Below are 16,120 nucleotides of genomic sequence, written 5' to 3' on the forward strand. Positions count from 1 at the left end.
CACCGTGTGAAGTGTGCGGTGCGGGAACGGCCACCACACGAGCGCGGAGGACCGAGATGAGCGGACAGACGCAGAAGGCCGTGCTGGCGGGCGGATGCTTCTGGGGGATGCAGGACCTGATACGCCGCCTCCCGGGAGTGATCTCGACCCGGGTCGGCTACACCGGCGGTGACGTGCCCAACGCCACGTACCGTCACCACGGCACACACGCCGAGGCGATCGAGATCACCTTCGACCCCGACAAGACCGACTTCCGCACGCTCCTGGAGTTCTTCTTCCAGATCCATGATCCGACCACGAAGAACCGTCAGGGCAACGACGTCGGTCTCAGCTACCGCTCGGCGATCTACTACGTGGACGACGAGCAGAAGCGGGTCGCCGAGGACACGATCGCCGATGTCGAGGCCTCCGGACTGTGGCCGGGGAAGGTGGTGACGGAGGTCGAGCCGGTCGGTCCCTTCTGGGAGGCCGAGCCCGAGCACCAGGACTACCTGGAGCGCTATCCCGACGGGTACACCTGCCACTTCGTCCGGCCGGGGTGGCGGCTGCCCACCCGCGCGAAGGGCTGAACAGGGGCGCCCGTGCCGCCGGGCCGCCACCGTCCGGCGGTGTGGGTCAGTGGACGAGTTCGGCGACGGCCGTGGCTTCCAGGCGGGCCTCCTCGCAGGTGGCGCAGTCGTCGAGCGCCGCGAGGTAACGCTCGGCGTCCAGCGCCGCCGCGCAGCCTGTCCCGGCGGCCGTGACGGCCTGCCGGTACTCGTGGTCGACGACGTCGCCGCAGGCGAACACGCCGTCCAGATTGGTGCGCGTGGACCGGCCCTCGACGGCGACGTAACCGGCGTGGTCGAGGGAGAGCTGTCCTTTGACCAGCTCGATCCGCGGATCGAGCCCGATGGCGACGAAGACACCGGTCACCGGCTGGTCGGTCTCCTCTCCGTTGGTCACATCACGCAGGCGGACACCCGTGACCTTCTCCTCCCCCAGAATGTCGACCACCTCGCGGTTCCAGAGAAAGCTGATCCTGTCGTTGCGGCGCGCGCGTTCCTGCATGATCTTCGAGGCGCGCAGGGTGTCACGGCGGTGCACCACGGTGACCGAGCGGGCGAACTTCGTCAGGAACGTGGCCTCTTCCATGGCGGAGTCACCGCCGCCGACGACCATGATGTCCTGGTCGCGGTAGAAGAAGCCGTCGCAGGTGGCGCACCAGCTCACGCCGCGGCCGGACAGCCGCTTCTCGTTGGACAGCCCCAACTCGCGGTAGTGGGAGCCGGTGGAGAGGATGACGGTCTTGGTGCTGTGGGTCTTCCCGGCGCTGTCGACGACTTCCTTCACCCTGCTCGCGAGACGCGCCTCCACGATGTCGTCGGGGATCAACTCCGCCCCGAAATGCTCCGCTTGGGCCCTCATCCTGCCCATCAGGTCCGGGCCCAGCACCGGGTCGGGGAACCCCGGATAGTTCTCCACGTCGGTGGTGTTCATCAACGCACCGCCGGCGGAGACGGACCCCTCGAACACGACCGGGTGCAGCTGTGCGCGAGCGGCGTAGAGCGCGGCGGTGTACCCGGCCGGACCGGAGCCGATGATGATCACTTCCCTGACCGTGTCATTCATGCTGATCACCTACTGACCTCAGGAAAGAAACGAGACTCCACCATGCACACGCGAGGAGCCGCGTCGCATCCCGTCGTCCCGCGGATCGGGCCTGGGTGTGCTTCAAGCCGACCCATGTGCCCGGTCGGCTTGAAGCGCTGCGTCCCACTGTCCGTGAGGTCAGACGGCGGTGGCGTTGATGGTGACGGGGACGTTGCCGCGTATGGCCTTCGAGTAGGGGCACATCTGGTGGGCGGCGTGGGCGAGCTCGGTGGCCCCGTCCTGGTCGACACCGCCGAGCTCGACGTTGAGGACCGCGGCGAGGGAGTAGCCGTCGTCGCCGTGGGCGAGTGTGATCTCGGCGTCGATCTCCGTGCTGGTCAGCCGGACCTTGCGGTCGGCGGCGGCGATACGGACGGCGCCGAGGAAGCACGCGCCCCAGCCGGCTGCGAAGAGCTGCTCGGGGTTGGTGGCATCGCCGGCCCCGCCGAGCTCCTTGGGGTGGGCAAGGCTGATGTCGAGCATGCGGTCGGCGGACCGGACACGGCCGCCGTTGCGGCCCTCTCCGGCGACGTTCACCACGGCGGTGTAGCTGTTCGGCATTGCATGTCCTCTAACGGTTGGGGCGTTACGGGTCTCGTAAGCCAAGAGACCTTCCTGGCGGTGACACCCCTTGTGCGTCACCTGCTCAGGCGGTGACTCGATAGTCACAGGTGGAGCATCACCTGTCAAGGCGGTGACGAAACGAGCGGAGGGTGAGGGCGGAGGGCTCCCGTTTCCGGCGTCCTGTGATCTGCGAGACGCCGCAGCGCGCAGCGTGCCTCGGCGAGCCCCGGCGCGTGTGGCCCGGATCGCTCCGAGGGCGCCACGCCGTCATCCTGGAGCGTAGGAAGGTCTCCCACGAGCGGGTTCTCCCGCGGCCGGAAGGAGCGCCGATGAAGGCCGTACGGACGCACGACCGTGACGCGGCCGCGGACGGCCTGGTCCTGGAGGAGGCTCCGTACCCGTACGCGGCCGAGGGCGACGTGATCGTCAGGGTGCGCGCGGCCTCCTTCACCCCGGACGAGTTGACCTGGCCCGGCAGCTGGGTCGACCGGGGCGGCAGGGACCGAGCGCCCGTCATCCCGGGGCACGAGGTGTCGGGCGAGGTCGCCGAGGTCGCGGTCGGCACCACCGGGCTGTCGGTCGGACAACGTGTCGTCGGCCTGACCGACTGGAGCCGGAACGGCGCTCTCGCGGAGTACGTGGCGGTGGAGGCCCGCAATCTGGCGCCGCTGCCCGCGGGAATCGACCATGTGCAGGCGGCGGCTCTGCCGATGCCGGGCCTCACCGCCTGGCAGGGCCTCTTCGTCCACGCACGGCTGGAGGCCGGGCAGAGCGTTCTGGTGCACGGCGCGGGAGGGGGCGTGGGATCGGCCGCCACGCAGCTCGCCCGCGCAGCCGGGGCACGCGTCATCGGGGCGGGGCGCGGGGCGAGCCGGGACCGGGTGCTGGAACTCGGCGCGGAGGACTTCCTCGACCTGGAGCAGCCGGCGTGGGAGGAGGCGGCGGGCCGCGTCGACATCGTCTTCGACGCCCTCGGCGGGGACGTACTCGACCGCTCGGCCGCCTTGGTCGGCCCCGGCGGCATCCTCGTGAGCATCGCGCGCCCACCGACCGTGCGGCCCGAGGACGGCCGGGCGATGTACTTCATCGTCGAACCCGACCGCGGTCATCTCCTGGAGGTCGTTCGCAGGCACCAGGACGGCGCGCTGCGCCCGTTGGTGGGTGCCGTCCACCCTCTGGAGCGTGCGCCGGAGGCGTTCCGCGCGAAGAAGGGAACGGTCGGCAAGACGGTCATCCACGTTGCGTGAGCGCTGCGCCGCCATGCGATGAGATCGCGTAGCCATGCGATGAGGCCGCGCGGCCATGCGATGAGCGTGCAGGGACGCGCTATTGCCCGGATCCCTCGCTGGTGGGGTTCTCGTGGCGCAGACTCTCGGCGTAGGCCGCCTCGTCCTGTGCGACGCGGTTGGCTTCTTCGAACACCCTGAGGACGTGTGCGGCGGGGATGACGGCAGCGCCGGACGCATCCGCGAACACGTAGTCACCAGGGCGGACGGCCACGCCCGAGACGACGACCGGCCGGTTGGTCTCGAACGGTGTCACCACGTCGCCGCCCCATTTGGACGTCTGCCCCCAGCAGTAGACGGCGAGGTCGTAACGCGCGATCTCGGGGAAGTCCCGGAGACGACCGTCGGCCAGGACGCCCGCGAGACCGCGTGCTGCGACCAGCGAGAGCTTTGTCCCGCCGCCGAGGGAGATGTCTCTGTGCCCGTTGCCGGCCAGCACCAGCACGTGCCCCTGCGCGCCCTCTCCGATGGCCTCATCGAACAGTCGGGTGAAGGTGAACTGCTCGGGTGGGAGTGCTTCCTCGCATGAAGGGAGATACGAGATCGTCACCGCGGGAGCCAGCAGGACGCGACCCGGAGTCGGGCTCACCAGGTCGTCGAGGTGACACCGGTGGCGGTGCATCCGTCCCATGGCGTCGACGACGTCGGGGGTGCGTACCCCGGAGGCCAGATCTTGCAGACGGTCCTTCATGTCCGCCATGGGCACTCCCGGGCCGACGTGCGGCCTTGTCGTAGGCGGGTCATTGCGGTGCCGGGATCCTGAGGTAGTCCAGTCCGCCGGTGTCGAGCCACATCTGGTCGGCGGAGCGGACCAGTCGAAGCAGAACGCTTTCGCACCCGGGGCAGCGCAGCACGATGCCCGGACCACGGAGGTAGGCACGCGTCTGGGCGAGCGACATCCGTTGACCGCAGCCACGGCATCGTCCGGTGGCCACGGTCATGTCCGTCCCGAACACGGACTCGAGGTCCCCGGCGGCGGCGTTGCCGTCAAGGAAGTCGGGTGTCAGGGTCATGGTTTCAGCACCTCCTCATCCGCTGGGTCCGAAGCGCTCGGTGCGGATACGGCCGGGATGGTGGCCGAGGGCCACCAGCAGGCCGGCGGCCTTCTCGACGAAGCCGGTGGATCCGCAGACGTAGCACGTCGGTTCGAAGTCCGGTGGCCACCCGGCGCTCGACAGATCCGAAGCGGTGACGCGTCCGGGAGGCCGCGGCGACTCCGGTGGGGCGGAGCGGGTGTAGACGTACGTCTTGTCGAGGCCCGGGTCGCCCCGTCTCAACTCGGATGCGAAGAGCTGGTACTCGGGGCTGCGTACGGAATACACCAACCGGAAAGGCGTACGGCTGCCGACCGCGCGGCGCGTACGGACCATCGCCATCAAGGGCACCAGGCCGGAGCCGCCGCCCACCAGCAGGACCGGTTCCGTCTGCTCCGGCCGCCACACGAACCAGCCGCCGACCGGTCCGCGCAGTTCCACCAGATCGCCCAGCGCGAGGTCGTCCAGCAGGTACGGGGAGACCTCACCGTCACTGACACGCTGAACGGTCAGCTCGACGTTCTCGTCCTCGGCTGCCGACGCCACCGAGTAGCTGCGCTGTGTGCTGTAGCCGTCCTCCGCCGTGAGACGCACGTCCAGGTGCTGCCCCGCGACATGGCCCGGCCAGCCCGGCACCTCGAAGACGAGGGTGCGCGCCGCCTCGGACTCGATGCGCCGGTCGGTCAGGCGGGCCGCCCTCCAGCGCAGCGGGCCACCGCCTAGTCGCCTCGATACCGCTGTTCGCGCCATGGGTCCCCGTAATCGTGGTAGCCGATGGTCTCCCAGAAGCCCAGTTCCTCCTCGGCGAGCAGTTGGATTCCGTGTACCCACTTGGCGGACTTCCAGAAGTACAGGTGCGGAACCAGCAGCCTGGCGGGGCCGCCGTGCTCCGGCGCGATGTCCTCGCCGTCGTAGCGGTACGCGATCCACGCCTGTCCGTCGAGAAGGTCCTCCAGGGGAACATTGGAGGTGTAATCGCCGTAGGACTGAATGAGCGCGTATTCGGCGCTGGTCTCCACGTCCTCCAGAAGGACGTCCAAGGAGACTCCCTGCCACTCCGTGTCGAACTTCGACCACTTGGTGACGCAGTGCAGGTCAACGGTCGGCGTCTCGCTGGGCAACGCCGTCATCTGTGCCCAGTTCCAGCTGGCCCGTTCACCCGTCTCCGTACGGATGGTGAACTCCCACTCGTCGCGGTCCACGATGGGGGTCGGTCCTGCGGACAGAACGGGGAAGTCCGTGGTCTCATACTGCCCGGGAGGCAGTTTGTGCCGCGTATCCCGCGCTCGTCCGTGGAATCCCCGCGAAACGATGGGCATGTCGTGCCCCCATTCTCCGATGTCCGCGGTTTCCATTCTCCAGGACATCGCGCGGCACAGCATCCGGGTAGGGAGGCGGCCTCCCTCATCACCCCGTGCGGTGCACTCTCCCTGCGGATCTCGGTGAACGGTTCAGCAAGGGCAGCGCCGTCAGGGGAAACACGACCACGGACACGAGGCCCGCAGCCACCAGCGCGGCCGCGTTGGCCGGGCTGATCGCGTCCAGCCTCAACCCGATCGTGGTCGCCGCCACGATCACGGGAAGAGAGGTGGCCTGCAGGAGTCCGCTGGCCACGGTCTCGGCACGCGAGAGGCCCGCCCTGCGGTAGACCAGTGCGGGCAGTCCGCGTACGAGAAGGAGTGCGGCAAGGAACATCGGTACGCGCAGCGCCGTCCCGACGTCCGCGAACAGCGCTCCGAGATCGAACTGGATACCGCTGGTCACGAAGAAGACCGGGACGAGGAATCCATAACCGAGGCCCTCCAGTTTGATGTGGAACTGCGGATGCGTCCGTTCCGCGTCGGGGTCGACCAGCCGCAGCACGGCCCCTGCGATGAAGGCACCCAGAATGGCCTCGAATCCGAGATGCAGGGCGATCGCGGAAAGGCCGACGATCAGAATCATGGTCAAGCGGACCCGGACCTGGGCACTCGTGTCGGCCAGATTCACCACGGCCCGGGACAGCCACATGGAGCGCCCCGCACGTACCGATGTCACCACGATGAGCGCCACCAGGAGAGCGAGGCCGAGCAGCAGGAGCACCCCGGAGGCCGGGCTCGACGCATGCTCGGAGAAGAACAACGACAGCAGCACCACCGCGCTGATCTCACCTGCGGAGGCTCCACCGATGGTCAGTTGGCCGACCGGCCGGTCGACCGCGTCGGCGTCCTTGAGGATCGGGACCAGAAGGCCCAAGGACGTGGCCACCAGCGCGGTGCCGATCAGCAGTGGGCTCTCGACCAGCCCGGCGATGTCCAGCACCCAGCCGACGATCCCGGCCAGCGCGAGCGTCCCCGCCAGACCGATGCCGACGAGCCGTGCCCGTGGCCCGCGCAGTTGCCGGAAGTCGATCTCGAGCCCGGCAAGGAACAGCAGGAAGCTCAGTCCGATGATCGACAACGCTTCGACGGTGGCGTCCGGCTGCACCAGATTCAGCACCGCCGGACCAAGGACGACGCCGGCCACGATCTCGAGGACCGGGCCCGGGAGGGGCACTCGGGGCACCATGGCGAGGACGAAGGGGACGGCCGCGGCCACCGCGAGAACGATGACCAAGTTGTCGTACGACATCGTGACTCCGGTGGCCGGTCGGCGGGGCACTCAGGTCCCACCGACGTTGCCTCATCCCGCGGTGCGATCAGCCGCCAAGCCTTTTAGGCTCATGGGGTAGTGTCCGGGATCTACCCATCCACGGTATATGCCGCTCCCGTCCAGGGCCCGGGTCCCCGGCTCGGTGGAACCGCGCGCTCGGAAGACGCCAGAGGCAGAGTGATCACACCCCACTGCGCAAGGGAGACCGACCGATGGCCGCCGGCAACCTCGTTCTCCTCGGCAACGCCGGGGACGTGGGCCACATGGTCCTGGAGCAACTGCGTGCGCAGAACGTACCTGTACGCGTCATGGTCCGCCGCGACGACGACCGTGCGGCCGGGCTGCGCGGACTCGGCGCGGAGGTCGTCGTCGGCGATCTGACCCGGCCCGAGACCGTCGCGGCCGCGCTGCGGGGCGTCGGCAGGATGTACTTCGCGATGCCCGTGTCCCCGGACCACCTGCTGGCGGCGACGGTGACGGCCACCGTGGCGCGCGAGCACGGGCAACTGGACGCCCTGGTGGGCATGTCCCAGATGACGGTGTCTCAGATGACCGCCACCAGCACCGGGGAGTCGCACCAGCAGCGGCTGCACTGGCTGGCCGAGCAGGTACTGAACTGGTCGGGCCTGCCGGTGGTGCACATCCGCCCGACGTCGTTCCTCGACAACCCGCTGTTCACCACGCTGGCAGCCCGTTCGATCCGGGAGAACGGCACGATCGCGCTGCCGTTCGGCACGGGGCGCACCTCACCCGTCGCCGTGGCCGACGTCGCCCGCGTGGTCGCCACCGTGCTCCGCGACCCGGCCCCGCACATCGGTCATGTCTACGAGCTGACCGGCCCGCGTTCGGTCGGCATGGACGAGGTGGCCGAGGAGTTCGCACGAGCACTGGGGCGTCCGGTGTCCTATACGGACGTGCCGCTGGACCGTTGGCACACCGAGGTGCTCGCCGAGGCGGGCCTGCCTCCGCACACCGAACAGCACATCGTCACGATGGCCCGACTGCACCGCGAGAACCGCTACGACCGCGCGACGGACGACGTCGAGCACGTCACGGGCGAACCTGCCCGATCGGTCGAGGCGTTCGTGTCCGCCCGCAAGGACTTCTACCTGGGCTGAACCGCTTCAGCGCTCGACTCCGGCTCAAGGAGCGTGCGTTGCTCCGGCACGGACTCGGTCAGCGGTGTTCGGGGTTGGGGGAGTCGGAGCGGCAGCCCGCGTCCCACGCGGAGCGCTGGTTGCCGTGGGCGGGGATGCCGCCGGCCTGCTTGAGCATGGCCGCGAGGTGCATGAGATTCCAGGTCATGAACGTGGTGTTGCGGTTGGTGAAGTCGTTCTCCGGGCCGCCGGACCCGGGGTCGAGGTACGAGGGTCCTGGCCCGGCCTCGCCGATCCAGCCCGCGTCGGCCTGGGGTGGGATGGTGTAGCCGAGGTGCTGCAGGCTGTAGAGGACGTTCATGGCGCAGTGCTTCACACCGTCCTCGTTGCCGGTGATCAGACAGCCGCCCACGCGCCCGTAGTACGCGTACTGTCCGCGGTCGTTGAGGAGCGACGAACCCGCGTAGAGCCGCTCGATGACCTGCTTCATGACGGAGCTGTTGTCCCCGAGCCAGATGGGCCCCGCGAGCACCAGGATGTCGGCCGCCATCACGCGCTCGTACAGCGCGGGCCATGCGTCGGTGGACCAGCCGTGCTCCGTCATGTCCGGCCACACGCCGGTCGCGATGTCGTGGTCGACGGCCCGTACGACCTCGGTGGCGACCCCGTTCGACTCCATCACCGAGCGGCTCTTGTCGATCAGCCCTTGGGTGTTGCTGACGTCGGGAGACCGCTTGAGCGTGCAGTTGACGAACATTGCACGGAGACCGTCGTGGGAAAGGGGCGGCTGGGTGTTCACGGAGTGCTCCTGGAGCCTGCCGCTGTGACGTTCACAGCGGTGCGACGCCCTCCATCGTGCGGGCTGAGCCCGTCGCCGTCGCCGTACGGGCGCAGGAGGACGACGACGATCACTCCGACGGCCGACCCGTCACGGCGCCGGGCTGCCCGGGACCCGTCACGGTGCGGGCTGCCCGGCCGTGGCCTGCCGGATCGGCGCAGGGTGAACACGGCTCCCGCGCCGGGTGTGCGGATGGCTCAGCCGCCGGCGACGGTGTACCGGCTGGTGATCGCGACCCGGTTGAAGGCGTTCATCACGGTGCTCAGCCAGGCGACCGCCGAGACCTGCTCCTCGGGGAGCACGGCAGCGGCTGCGGCGTAGTCCGCGTCACTGACGTGCCCGTCGGCCACGAGCGTGATCGACTCCGCCAGGCGCAGGGCCGCACGCTCGGTGTCGGAGAAGTAGCCGGTCTCCCCCCAGCTGGGCAGTACGGCGAGCCGGTCGGGGTTCTCGCCCTTCTTCAGGGCGTCGCGGGTGTGCATGCGCAGGCAGAAGCTGCAGCCGTTGATCTGTGAGATGCGGATCTTCAGCAGTTCCAGCAGGAGCGGGTCGAGGCCCGCCTCGGTGGTGCTCTTCTCGACCGCTGCCGACAGGGCGATGAGGGCCTTGTAGCTGGTCGGGTCCTGCTTGCCGATGTTGACGCGCTGCGTGTCGGTCGTGTCGGTCATGGGGGAATCCTCTTGTCTACCGGCGCCGGCGGTGGGGGAGGCGGTGCCTGTCGTCCTGCATCAACAAGCCTAGGGTCGAGGTGCCCCACTCTCCTGGTGCAATCGCATGTGATTCGAGTGGGCCAATTCGCGAAGCGCCCATCCCGCCCGCAACGGAGTGTGACGCCATGCTTTCGAGCTGAGCGTTGCATGTCATATCGTCACCTGTCAGAATGGTGACATGGAACATGCGTATCCCGCCGGAAGCCCGGCGCTCGACTTCGCGGGAACACTGCGCCTGCGACGCGAAGCCAGCCCCCGGGAGATGCTCCACTCGCCCGAGAGCCTCAGCTCGTGGTTCCGTGGATGCGGAATCACGGACAGTGACCTTCCGTGTGAGAGCGCCGATGTCCGCGAGGCGGTGGCGTTGAGGGAGGCGATCTATCAGGTGATCGTCGCGAGGATCGCCGGCGAAAGCTATGACCAGGAGGCGCTGGGCCTGGTGAATGCCGCGGCACGCCACCCGGCTCCCGTGCCGCAGCTGACCGCCGCCGGACGCAGCGTTGAAGCCACTGTTCAGCAGGCACTTTCCCATGTCGCGCGGGATGCCGTCGCAGTCCTCAGCGGGCCGGAGGTTCCGCTGCTCAAGGAATGCGCGAATCCCGAATGCACCCAGTTCTACATCGATCACTCCCGGGGGGCGCGCCGGGAGTGGTGCAAGATGGATCCGTGCGGCAACAAGATCAAGGCCGCGGCGTACCGGGCGCGCAGGCGCGCGAGTGCGAAGACGACGGCCTCCTCGAGCTCGCGGTCGTAAGGTCGCCGAACGCCGAACGCCGAACGCCGAACGCCGAACGCCGAACGCCGAACGCCGAACGCCGAACGCCGAACGCCGAACGCGGTCATCCTCCGAACACGAACAGGCCCTGCGCATGCCGGCCGGCCGGCGGCCGTGGTGCCCGGGCTCTCAGAGGACGTAGAGATAGGTGAGCGGTGCGCTGTCCGAGCCGCCGGTCGTGGTGACCGTGACCGGAACCGCGCCCAGTGCGTGGGGTGGCGTGACCGCCGTGACCCGGTCGTCTGACAGAGCGGCGAATGACGTGGCCGAGACGCCGCCGAAGGTCACGTCGGTGGTCGTCGCGAGGTCGGTGCCCGTGATGTCGACGAGGGTGCCGCCCAGCGTCGTGCCGGTGATCGGGGTGAAGACGGTGACGGTCGGCGGGTCCACGAAGGTGAAGGCCAGATCGTCGAAGACCCCGCCCTGGGTGTGGACGACCAGGGACACCTCGCCCGCCGCGGTGGCCGGGGTGGCCACGGTGATCTCGGTGTCGCTCACGACCGTCGGCACGACCGGCGTGGCGCCGAAGTCCACGGACGTGGCGGTGGCCAGGTTGCGCCCGGTGATGGTGACGGTGTCCCCGCCCGCCGCGGCTCCCGACGCCGGCGAGACGGTCAGGACGACGGGCGGCTGGACGTAGTAGAACCCCAACGGGCCGCTGGTGCCCCCCCGCCGTGGTCACCCTGGCGCCGACCGCGCCCGTTCCCGCGGGGGAGAGTGCGGACACCGAGGTGGGCGTATTGCCGGTGATCGTGGCGGACTTGCCGTCGAAGTGGACGGCGGTGGCACCCGCGAGGTTGACGCCGGTGATGGTGACGGGGGTGCCTCCGCCGGTGGAGCCCTGGCTGGGACTGATCGGCATGATCGTCCTACATGGCGTGTGTGCATCGGGAACGACTTGGCGACCTGGGCAGTGAACAACACTGCGTCACCGGTGAGTTGATGGGCAAATACCCGAACACGATGCGGTTACATGACAGACGGGGGGCGTGACGGGAGCGCGAGTCGCGATACCTGCCGGCAGCTCGACCTTCGCGGTTGAGAACGTCCTTACGGAGACGTGAACAAACGCACCCGAGCAAGAGCCCGTTCATCGGGCTGCCCTAGGCTGACCCTCCCAGTGGACAAGCGGTAGGGGGAGAGACGAATGGCGGGCGCACGCGAATTGCCGCCGGACGAGGTCCTGGTTCAGCGGCTGCGTGACGGTGACGAGCAGACGTTCACCCAGGTGCTGGACACCTGGTCGAGTGGCATGCTCCGGCTCGCCATGTCGTTCGTGTCGACCAAGGCGTCCGCGGAGGAGGCCGTCCAGGACACATGGCTGGCGGTCATCAAGGGGATCTCCGACTTCGAGGGCCGTTCATCCCTGAAGACATGGGTGTACCGGATCCTGGTCAACACGGCCAAGGCGCGCGGCACCAAGGAGAGCAGGACGGTTCCCTTCGCCAGCCTGCTGCCGGAGGAGGAGGGGCCGACGGTGGACACCTCCCGGTTCCGCGCCTCCGGCGAGCAGTACGCCGGACACTGGGCCGTCGGGCAGGAGCCGCGTCCCTGGCACGTTCCCGAGGACTACGTGCTGCGCGGCGAGGTCCGCGAAGTGATCGCCGAGGCGCTCGACGAACTGCCGCCCCGCCTCCGCACGGTGGTCACACTTCGCGATGTCGCGGGATACGGCTCGGAGGAAGTATGTTCCCTGCTGGAGATCTCACCGGGAAACCAACGTGTCCTCCTCCACCGGGCCAGGGCCTTCTTGCGCCGTAAGCTGGAGGAGTACGTGTCCGGTGCCCATGACGTCGCCGGCGGGAGGGGACGACCGTGAACTGCGTTGACTTCGTCGAGTTGGTGACCGAGTTCCTCGAGGGCGCCTTGCCCGAAGCGGACGAGCGGCGCTTCATCGAGCACCTCGCGGAGTGCTCCGGGTGCGAGAGCTACCTCGATCAGTTCCGTCAGACGATCGCCACGACGGGCGAACTGACCCCGGACAACATCTCACCGGACGCCCGGCAGCAGCTGCTCTCCGCTTTCCGGGGCTGGCACCGGCAGTGATCCCTCGCGCCTCCGGCGCACGCCGGGCGGCCACCGTGACCGGCGCGTAGTGGTCACGACCGCCGCCCGGTCCCCGCGCTCCATGGTGTGAGCCGCGGCATCCGGTCGGCTGCGAGCTGGCGGCAACGCACGGGGTACGGGGCGAGTGGGCCCCGAGCCGTAACCACCAGGCGCCGGCCGACCCTTCGCGAGCTGCGCCGCCCGGCCGGTCGACTCGCCACGCTCGTCCAGGTTCCTGCCGCGCCGGCGGGGCCTGCAGCCCGGCTTCGTCACCTCGGCCATCCAGCGCCGTCCTCTTCTCGCCGAACGTCCCGGGCCTGTCCCGCCGCTGACATGCGGGCGGGACGGGGCGCTCTGCACGCCGTCTCCGGCCGACTCCCGTCCTCGCGCCGCGTTCCCCGCCCGGTGGACTTGTAACGCTCAAGAGGCGCGCCCGCTCTGAACGTGCGAAGCGGGGGCTGGGATCCCCCCACACCTCGCATGGCCTTCGCCCCCGTACCCCCTGGGCGGAGGCCGTGCGACGACCGGAGACATCCATGACTCTGCTCAGAAGAATCTTGTTCGGCATCATCGCCGGACTACCCGGTGGCGCGATCGTGGCCGTCGTGACGAACCCGCCTTGGATGCCATGGGCGGCACACACGGTGGTACTGGGAGCCGTGCTCGGCCTCCTCATCGGCGACCACAGGCAGAGCAACGGCTCGGCCTTCTCCGTCGGCCTGCTCATCGGCCTGCTCGACTGGGTGACCTGGACACTCAGCCTTGCTCCCGCGCTGGAGGGAAGGACGCCGTCATGGACGATCGAGACGGCCGTGTCGCGCTTCCCCGAGCTCGTCGGTGCCGCCCTGTTCGGCGCGATCGCCGGGCTCACCTACCACGCCCTGTCGGCCTGGCTCCCGCCTCGGCCGGCGCCCCAGCGCGCCAAACCTCACGTGGTGATCGTCGGCGGCGGTTTCGGCGGGGTGGGTGCGGTGCGCGAACTGGACCGACGCGTCGGCCGCGGGCTCGATGCCCACGTGACGCTGATCAGCGACTCGAACTCCCTGCTGTTCACGCCCCTGCTGGTCGGCGTCGCCTCGAGCACGGTGGAGGCCAGGCACGTGAGCGCACCGGTGCGGGTCGGGCTCAACCACGCCTCCTTCCTGCACGGCCGGGTGGTCTCGATCGACACGCAGACACGTCACGCGTACGTCTCCGCCGGCAAGGAGGGCATGGTCCGTGTGCCGTACGACGAGCTGGTCCTGGCGGTCGGCGCGGTGCCGCACTTCTTCGACCTGCCGGGAGTGGGCGAGCACGCCTACCCGATGAAGTCCCTCGATGACGCCACCAGGCTGCGCAATCAGGTGCTGAGCGCGCTGGAGCGGGCCGACCTCGAGCCGGACCCGGCCGAGCAGAGGCGGCTGTTGACGTTCGTGGTGGCGGGCGGCGGCTTCGCCGGTACGGAACTGGTGGCCGAGCTGTTCGACCTGGTGCACGACGTGCTCCACTTCTATCCGCGGCTGCACGGACTTCGGCCCAGGTTCGTGATCGTGCACGCGGGGGAGCGGCTGCTGCCGGAGCTGTCGCCGAAGCTCGGCTCCTACGCACAGCGCAAGCTCGCCCATCGCGGCATCGAGCTGCGCCTCGGCCGGCGCGTGGCCAAGGCCACCGCCGAGGACATCACGCTCGACTCCGGCGAGACCATCACCACCCGCACCCTCGCCTGGACGGCGGGCAACCGGCCGAACCCGCTGGTGCAGCAGGTCATGCAGGGGCCGCTGGCCGTGGATCCCACGATGCAGGTCCCGGGTATGCCCGGCCTGTGGGCGCTGGGCGACTGCGCGAGGATTCCCGACCCGGCGGGCGGTGTCTACCCTCCGACCGCGCAGCACGCGATCCGCGAAGGCAAGGCGGCGGCGCGGAACATCGCCGCGGTCCTCGGTGGACGTCGTCCCGTCCCGTTCCGCTTCGGCGGGCTCGGCGTGCTGGTCTCGCTCGGGCACCGCACGGCGGCCGGAGAGATCGGCGGGCGGCAGGTCTCCGGCTTCCTCGCCTGGGTCCTGTGGCGCTCGGTCTACCTGAGCAAACTGCCCAGCGTGGAGAAACGGCTGCGCGTGCTCGCCGACTGGACCCTCGACCTGGTCTTCCCCAGGGACATCGCCCTCTCGACCAAGGATGACCGTCATGCGTAACGCCGGATTCGGAGCCCTCGCCGGCCTCGTGGGAGGTCTGGTCTTCGGCGGGGTGATGGTGCTGATCGGGTTCCTGCCCACCGTCGCGGCGATCGTCAGAACCGACTCGCCCGTCGTGGGCTTCACCGTCCACATGCTGCTCGCGGCGATCATCGGGAGCGTCTTCGGCGTGCTCGTGGCGCGGCAGCGCGAGCTGTTGTTCTGGGGGCTCGCGTACGGCGTGCTGTGGTGGTTCCTCGGGCCGCTGACGCTGCTGCCGATCCTGCTGGGCAGGCCCGTGGCCTGGGACGTGGCAACGGCGCAGGCGCTGATCCCCAGTCTGCTCGGCCATCTGGCCTACGGGGCCGTCACGGCCGCCGTCCTCGCCCTGCTGTCGCCCGGAGAGCGGCGGTTCGAGCCCGGTCTCGTGGTGCGCGCGACGGCCGCCGGGCTGCTCACCGCGCCGGTCCTCGGGCTCGGCTGGCGCGGGCTGATCGTGGGCGCGCTGGTCGGCGCCTCGTACGCGGTGATCTTCGGCGAACGCGGCGAGGGCAGCGGCCCCGCCCTGATCCGCGGCGCCGCCTTCGGCTTCGCGTGGTGGGCGCTCGCGGCGGTGACGATCTCGCCGCTGCTGGACGGCCGCGGCCTGCAGTGGACGCCGGCAGCCGTGCGCGTCGCCGTGGCATCGCTGCCCGGCCATCTGCTGCTCGGCGCCGGCACGGCCCTGCTCACCTGCTGGCTGGGCGGCCTGGCGCGAGCGGTGTTCTCCGACGACGTGCGGCACGCCCTGGAGGGACGCCTCGTCGGTGGGCGGGTCATCTCGATCTGGCACGGCGTCATCGCCGGACTGGCCGGCGGCGTGATCTTCACCGGCGTCATGGTCGCCGTGGGATTCCTGCCGGCCGTCGCCGCCCTGGTCGGCTCGGGGTCCGCCATCGTCGGCCTCGTGATCCACCTGCTGATCTCCCAGGTCGTCGGCGTCACCTACGCGGTCCTCTTCCGCCGTCGCAGCTTCGACCCGGCGTCGGGGATCGGCTGGGGTGTGTCCTACGGCTTCCTCTGGTGGGTCCTGGGGAACCTGACGCTGCTTCCCGTGCTGCTCGGCGCCACACCGCGGTGGAGCGGCGCCGCGCTGGCCCTGGCCTTCCCCTCCCTCATCGGCCACCTCGCCTATGGCGCGGTGGTCGGCCTGGTGTACCAGCGGCTGGAGGAGCGGGTCAGCCCCTGGCACCTGACCCGCAGCGAGGCCGCCACGGCGCGGGCGGCCGCGCGCCACGAGCAAACGCTGAGCGCGGCCCCCGCGTTGTGGAGCCTGGTCACGTGCGTGGCCTTGCTCATCCCCATCCTGGTGTCCTGA

General features: G+C 69.6%; 18 protein-coding genes and 1 pseudogene. 8 read left to right on the plus strand and 11 right to left on the minus strand.

Annotated elements, in window-relative coordinates; genetic code table 11:
- Positions 1–56 precede the first annotated feature (56 nt).
- The gene (msrA, locus tag OG766_RS30750) at positions 57–569 is read left to right on the plus strand and encodes a peptide-methionine (S)-S-oxide reductase MsrA (protein WP_266386302.1); all 513 of its coding nucleotides are present in this window, start codon (positions 57–59) and stop codon (positions 567–569) included.
- A gap of 46 nt (positions 570–615) precedes the next feature.
- On the opposite strand, the gene trxB is transcribed toward msrA, so the two are convergent.
- Positions 616–1,611 (minus strand): thioredoxin-disulfide reductase, encoded by a 996-nt coding sequence (gene trxB, locus OG766_RS30755; RefSeq protein WP_266386300.1) that lies wholly within the window; start codon positions 1,609–1,611, stop codon positions 616–618.
- 159 nt (positions 1,612–1,770) lie between these two features.
- The gene (locus tag OG766_RS30760) at positions 1,771–2,193 is read right to left on the minus strand and encodes an Ohr family peroxiredoxin (RefSeq protein ID WP_266386298.1); all 423 of its coding nucleotides are present in this window, start codon (positions 2,191–2,193) and stop codon (positions 1,771–1,773) included.
- Between the two features lie 332 nt (positions 2,194–2,525).
- Between OG766_RS30760 and OG766_RS30765 the strand changes: the two genes are divergently transcribed.
- Positions 2,526–3,443 (plus strand): NADP-dependent oxidoreductase, encoded by a 918-nt coding sequence (locus tag OG766_RS30765; protein WP_328726702.1) that lies wholly within the window; start codon positions 2,526–2,528, stop codon positions 3,441–3,443.
- Positions 3,444–3,522: 79 nt separating this feature from the next.
- Here the strand turns inward: OG766_RS30765 and OG766_RS30770 are convergent, their stop codons facing one another.
- The 5 genes from OG766_RS30770 to OG766_RS30790 form a co-directional block, all read right to left on the minus strand.
- Entirely contained in the window at positions 3,523–4,182 is a 660-nt protein-coding gene (locus OG766_RS30770) for an RraA family protein (RefSeq protein WP_328726703.1), read from the minus strand.
- A 40-nt stretch (positions 4,183–4,222) separates the two neighbouring features.
- Positions 4,223–4,495, minus strand: a complete 273-nt coding sequence (locus OG766_RS30775; protein WP_328726704.1) for a DUF6510 family protein — start codon at positions 4,493–4,495, stop codon at positions 4,223–4,225.
- 15 nt (positions 4,496–4,510) lie between these two features.
- Positions 4,511–5,266 carry a ferredoxin reductase gene (locus OG766_RS30780; protein WP_328726705.1) on the minus strand — a complete coding sequence of 252 codons (756 nt, stop codon included), beginning with the start codon at positions 5,264–5,266 and terminating at the stop codon, positions 4,511–4,513.
- A complete protein-coding gene (locus tag OG766_RS30785) occupies positions 5,236–5,835 on the minus strand; it encodes a sulfite oxidase-like oxidoreductase (RefSeq protein ID WP_266386283.1) in 600 nt (199 codons plus the stop codon). The genes OG766_RS30780 and OG766_RS30785 overlap by 31 nt, the downstream gene beginning before the upstream one ends.
- Positions 5,836–5,923: 88 nt before the next feature.
- Positions 5,924–7,126 carry a cation:proton antiporter gene (locus OG766_RS30790; protein ID WP_328726706.1) on the minus strand — a complete coding sequence of 401 codons (1,203 nt, stop codon included), beginning with the start codon at positions 7,124–7,126 and terminating at the stop codon, positions 5,924–5,926.
- 233 nt (positions 7,127–7,359) lie between these two features.
- Between OG766_RS30790 and OG766_RS30795 the strand changes: the two genes are divergently transcribed.
- Positions 7,360–8,265: an NAD(P)H-binding protein gene (locus tag OG766_RS30795; RefSeq protein WP_328726707.1), complete on the plus strand. Its 906-nt coding sequence runs from the start codon at positions 7,360–7,362 to the stop codon at positions 8,263–8,265.
- A gap of 58 nt (positions 8,266–8,323) precedes the next feature.
- Here OG766_RS30795 and OG766_RS30800 read toward each other — a convergent pair whose 3' ends face one another.
- Both OG766_RS30800 and OG766_RS30805 read right to left on the minus strand, forming a co-directional pair.
- Complete coding sequence (locus OG766_RS30800; RefSeq protein WP_266388700.1) at positions 8,324–9,001, minus strand: flavodoxin family protein; 678 nt, start codon at positions 8,999–9,001, stop codon at positions 8,324–8,326.
- A gap of 278 nt (positions 9,002–9,279) precedes the next feature.
- The gene (locus OG766_RS30805; RefSeq protein ID WP_266386275.1) at positions 9,280–9,750 is read right to left on the minus strand and encodes a carboxymuconolactone decarboxylase family protein; all 471 of its coding nucleotides are present in this window, start codon (positions 9,748–9,750) and stop codon (positions 9,280–9,282) included.
- A 220-nt stretch (positions 9,751–9,970) separates the two neighbouring features.
- Between OG766_RS30805 and OG766_RS30810 the strand changes: the two genes are divergently transcribed.
- Complete coding sequence (locus tag OG766_RS30810) at positions 9,971–10,546, plus strand: CGNR zinc finger domain-containing protein (RefSeq protein ID WP_266386272.1); 576 nt, start codon at positions 9,971–9,973, stop codon at positions 10,544–10,546.
- A 150-nt stretch (positions 10,547–10,696) separates the two neighbouring features.
- Here the strand turns inward: OG766_RS30810 and OG766_RS30815 are convergent, their stop codons facing one another.
- Positions 10,697–11,218: an IPT/TIG domain-containing protein gene (locus tag OG766_RS30815; RefSeq protein WP_328726708.1), complete on the minus strand. Its 522-nt coding sequence runs from the start codon at positions 11,216–11,218 to the stop codon at positions 10,697–10,699.
- A gap of 76 nt (positions 11,219–11,294) precedes the next feature.
- A pseudogene (locus OG766_RS30820) lies at positions 11,295–11,429 on the minus strand (IPT/TIG domain-containing protein); the annotation flags it as partial.
- Between the two features lie 285 nt (positions 11,430–11,714).
- Between OG766_RS30820 and OG766_RS30825 the strand changes: the two are divergent.
- From OG766_RS30825 to OG766_RS30840, 4 genes are all read left to right on the plus strand, one after another.
- Positions 11,715–12,386, plus strand: a complete 672-nt coding sequence (locus OG766_RS30825) for an RNA polymerase sigma factor (protein WP_266386266.1) — start codon at positions 11,715–11,717, stop codon at positions 12,384–12,386.
- A complete protein-coding gene (locus OG766_RS30830) occupies positions 12,383–12,613 on the plus strand; it encodes an anti-sigma factor family protein (protein ID WP_266386263.1) in 231 nt (76 codons plus the stop codon). Before OG766_RS30825 ends, OG766_RS30830 begins: the two co-directional genes overlap by 4 nt.
- Before the next feature lie 536 nt (positions 12,614–13,149).
- Positions 13,150–14,784 (plus strand): NAD(P)/FAD-dependent oxidoreductase, encoded by a 1,635-nt coding sequence (locus tag OG766_RS30835; protein ID WP_328726711.1) that lies wholly within the window; start codon positions 13,150–13,152, stop codon positions 14,782–14,784.
- Positions 14,777–16,120, plus strand: a complete 1,344-nt coding sequence (locus OG766_RS30840) for a hypothetical protein (protein WP_328726713.1) — start codon at positions 14,777–14,779, stop codon at positions 16,118–16,120. The genes OG766_RS30835 and OG766_RS30840 overlap by 8 nt, the downstream gene beginning before the upstream one ends.

It is taken from the genome of Streptomyces sp. NBC_00259 (assembly GCF_036181745.1).
Taxonomy (GTDB): domain Bacteria; phylum Actinomycetota; class Actinomycetes; order Streptomycetales; family Streptomycetaceae; genus Streptomyces; species Streptomyces pratisoli.

Excerpts from the sequence above, each read along its gene's own strand:
- OG766_RS30825 (WP_266386266.1), top strand. The coding sequence starts at position 11,715 with ATGGCGGGCGCACGCGAATTGCCGCCGGACGAGGTCCTGGTTCAGCGG.
- OG766_RS30800 (WP_266388700.1), bottom strand. The coding sequence starts at position 9,001 with ATGTTCGTCAACTGCACGCTCAAGCGGTCTCCCGACGTCAGCAACACC.
- OG766_RS30780 (WP_328726705.1), bottom strand. The coding sequence starts at position 5,266 with ATGGCGCGAACAGCGGTATCGAGGCGACTAGGCGGTGGCCCGCTGCGC.
- OG766_RS30785 (WP_266386283.1), bottom strand. The coding sequence starts at position 5,835 with ATGCCCATCGTTTCGCGGGGATTCCACGGACGAGCGCGGGATACGCGG.
- OG766_RS30840 (WP_328726713.1), top strand. The coding sequence starts at position 14,777 with ATGCGTAACGCCGGATTCGGAGCCCTCGCCGGCCTCGTGGGAGGTCTG.
- OG766_RS30790 (WP_328726706.1), bottom strand. The coding sequence starts at position 7,126 with ATGTCGTACGACAACTTGGTCATCGTTCTCGCGGTGGCCGCGGCCGTC.
- OG766_RS30770 (WP_328726703.1), bottom strand. The coding sequence starts at position 4,182 with ATGGCGGACATGAAGGACCGTCTGCAAGATCTGGCCTCCGGGGTACGC.
- trxB (WP_266386300.1), bottom strand. The coding sequence starts at position 1,611 with ATGAATGACACGGTCAGGGAAGTGATCATCATCGGCTCCGGTCCGGCC.
- OG766_RS30775 (WP_328726704.1), bottom strand. The coding sequence starts at position 4,495 with ATGACCCTGACACCCGACTTCCTTGACGGCAACGCCGCCGCCGGGGAC.
- OG766_RS30805 (WP_266386275.1), bottom strand. The coding sequence starts at position 9,750 with ATGACCGACACGACCGACACGCAGCGCGTCAACATCGGCAAGCAGGAC.
- OG766_RS30760 (WP_266386298.1), bottom strand. The coding sequence starts at position 2,193 with ATGCCGAACAGCTACACCGCCGTGGTGAACGTCGCCGGAGAGGGCCGC.
- OG766_RS30835 (WP_328726711.1), top strand. The coding sequence starts at position 13,150 with ATGACTCTGCTCAGAAGAATCTTGTTCGGCATCATCGCCGGACTACCC.
- msrA (WP_266386302.1), top strand. The coding sequence starts at position 57 with ATGAGCGGACAGACGCAGAAGGCCGTGCTGGCGGGCGGATGCTTCTGG.
- OG766_RS30765 (WP_328726702.1), top strand. The coding sequence starts at position 2,526 with ATGAAGGCCGTACGGACGCACGACCGTGACGCGGCCGCGGACGGCCTG.
- OG766_RS30795 (WP_328726707.1), top strand. The coding sequence starts at position 7,360 with ATGGCCGCCGGCAACCTCGTTCTCCTCGGCAACGCCGGGGACGTGGGC.
- OG766_RS30810 (WP_266386272.1), top strand. The coding sequence starts at position 9,971 with ATGGAACATGCGTATCCCGCCGGAAGCCCGGCGCTCGACTTCGCGGGA.